This is a genomic window from Streptomyces sp. NPDC026062 (assembly GCF_055568375.1).
The window spans coordinates 1-2,717 of the sequence record NZ_JBVHOQ010000115.1; the positions used below are offsets into that span (position 1 = coordinate 1).

The window sequence follows — 2,717 nt, forward strand, 5'->3', positions numbered from 1 at the left end:
GAGCTGCATGTCCTGGGTGAGGATGCGGCGACTGATCCGGTGGTGGTGGCCGGTTATCTGGCTGAGTACCGTATCGATCATTTCAAGGTGGTTCCCTCGCATCTGGCGGCGCTGGGTGCCGGTGGGGGGTTGGCGAGGGTTCTGCCGGCCAAGTCGCTGGTGCTGGGTGGTGAGGCGGCTTCTGCCGGGTGGGTGCGGGAGCTGGTGTCGGCCGCGGGTGAGCGGGCGGTGTTCAACCATTACGGTCCGACCGAGACCACGATCGGTGTGGTCACGACGCGTCTGACGGCCGAGGGGGTGGCCGACGGTGTGGTGCCGGTCGGTACGCCGGCGGCCAACACGCGCGTGTATGTGCTGGACCAGTGGCTGTCCCCGGTGGCTCCCGGGGTTGCGGGTGAGCTGTATGTGGCTGGTGCGGGTCTGGCGCGCGGGTACGTGGGCCGGGCCGGACTGACGGCGGAGCGGTTCGTGGCCGGTCCGTTCGGTACGGCGGGCGAGCGGATGTACCGCACCGGGGATCTCGCGCGGTGGAACGCCGAGGGTCAGCTGGAGTACCTGGGCCGGGCGGACGAGCAGGTGAAGATCCGCGGCTTCCGCATCGAGCCCGGTGAGGTGCAGGCGGTCGTCGCCGGTCACCCGCAAGTCGCTCAGGCGGCGGTGATCGCCCGTGAGGACAGCCCCGGTGACAAGCGCCTGGTCGCCTACGTCGTGCCGACCGAGGTTCCGCAGAACGACGAACTCATCCGGGAGATAGTTCAGTTCGTGGCGGGTCGACTGCCGGAGCACATGGTGCCCGCAGCGGTCGTCACCCTGGACGCGCTGCCGCTGACGAGTAACGGCAAGCTCGACCGCAAGGCCCTGCCCGCACCCGAGTACACCGGTTCCGGCCGTGGTCCCGCCACGGTCCGCGAAGAGATTCTCTGCGCGGCGTTCGCCGAGGTCCTCGGCGTCGACAGCGTGGGCGTCGATGACAGCTTCTTCGCGCTGGGCGGCCACTCCCTCCTGGCGATCCGCCTGGCGGAGGTCCTGCGCGGCCGTGGTGTGTCGGTCTCGGTGCGGGCGCTGTTCCAGACCCCGACCGTTGCGGGGCTGGCTGCCGTGTCCGGGGCGGAGAGTGTCGTCGTACCGCCCAATGCCATTCCTGAGGGCGCGCGGGCGATCACGCCGGAGATGCTGCCGCTGGTGGAGCTGACCGCCGAGGAGGTCGAGCGGGTCGTCGCCACCGTCGAGGGAGGCGCGGCGAACGTCGCCGACATCTACCCCCTCGCCCCCCTCCAGGAGGGCCTGCTCTTCCACCACCTCCTCGCCGGCACCGGCGAGGACGCCTATGTGACGCCGGTCGTGGTGGAGTTCGACTCGCGCGCGCGGCTGGACGCGTTCACCGAGGCACTGCAACGTGTGGTGGACCGCCATGACATCTATCGGACCGGGATCGTGTGGGAGGGCCTGCGCGAGCCGGTGCAGGTGGTGCGGCGGCACGCCGAGCTCCCCGTCGAGGAGGTCTCCCTCGACCCGCATGCTGCGGATCCGGTGGCGGAGCTGGTCGCTTGCGGCGGTCTGTCGATCGATCTGGGCCGGGCTCCGCTGATCGGACTGCACATCGCCGCAGTACCGGACTCGGGCGAGTGGCTGGCCCTGGTACGGGCGCATCACATGGTGCGCGACCACATGGGTCTCGAACTCCTGCTGGCCGAGGTGGAGGCGTTCCTCGCGGGTCGGGGTGACCAGCTGGCCGAGGCGCTGCCGTTCCGGAACTTCGTCGCGCAGGCGCACGGCGGGGTGGAGCGGGCCGCGCACGAGCGGTACTTCGCCGAGCTGCTGGGTGATGTGGACGAGCCGACCGCGCCGTTCGGTCTGGTGGACGTGCGTGGTGGGGGCGCGGATGTGTCGCGTGTGGTGTCGGATCTGGGACCGGATCTGTCGGTGCGGGTGCGTGAGGCCGCTCGGCGGACCGGTGCGAGCCCGGCCACGGTGATGCATGTGGCGTGGGCGCGGGTGCTGGGTGCGCTCAGTGGCCGGGACGACGTCGTGTTCGGCACGGTGCTCTTCGGACGCATGAACGCCGGCTCCGGCTCCGATCGGGTGGCGGGTCCGTTCATCAACACGCTGCCGGTGCGAATGCGCCTCGGTGATGGTGCGGGTGTTCTCGCTGCGGTGCAGGGGATGCGCGATCAGCTGGCGGGTCTGCTGGAGCACGAGCACGCGCCGCTGGTTCTGGCGCAGCAGGCCAGTGGCGTGCCGGGGGACACCCCGCTGTTCACGTCGCTGTTCAACTACCGGCACAACGGTGGTGCCGGCGCGGATAGCGGCGCCGGTCCGGGCCTTGAGGGCATCCGGACGGTGTTCTCGCGGGAGCGGACGAACTACCCGTTGTCGGTCTCGGTCGACGACGACGGCACTGAGCTGTCGGTGTCGGTGGACGCGGTGGCGTCGGTGGACGGTTCGGCGGTTGCCGCGATGGTGATCAACGCGGCAGGCGATGTGGTGTCCGCCCTGGAAGGCGCGCTGGAAGGTGGTGCGGACCGGTCGCTGAGCGCGGTGGATGTGCTGGGTGAGGCTGAGCGGCAGCGGCTGTTGGTTGAGTGGAACGGCACTGCGGCCGGGGTGCCTTCGGGGACGATTCCGGAGTTGTTCGAGGCGCGGGTGGCGCGGACGCCGGATGCGGTTGCTGTGGTGTTCGAGGGTGTTGAGGTGTCGTATGCGGAGTTGGATGCGCG

The 2,717-nt window shown here is 70.2% G+C and carries 1 protein-coding gene; it reads left to right on the forward strand.

Annotation, left to right across the window (positions count from 1 at the left end):
• Positions 1–2,717, forward strand: a 2,717-nt coding sequence (locus ACZ4LX_RS38020; RefSeq protein WP_467721415.1) for a condensation domain-containing protein, incomplete at both ends; no start/stop codon positions are given.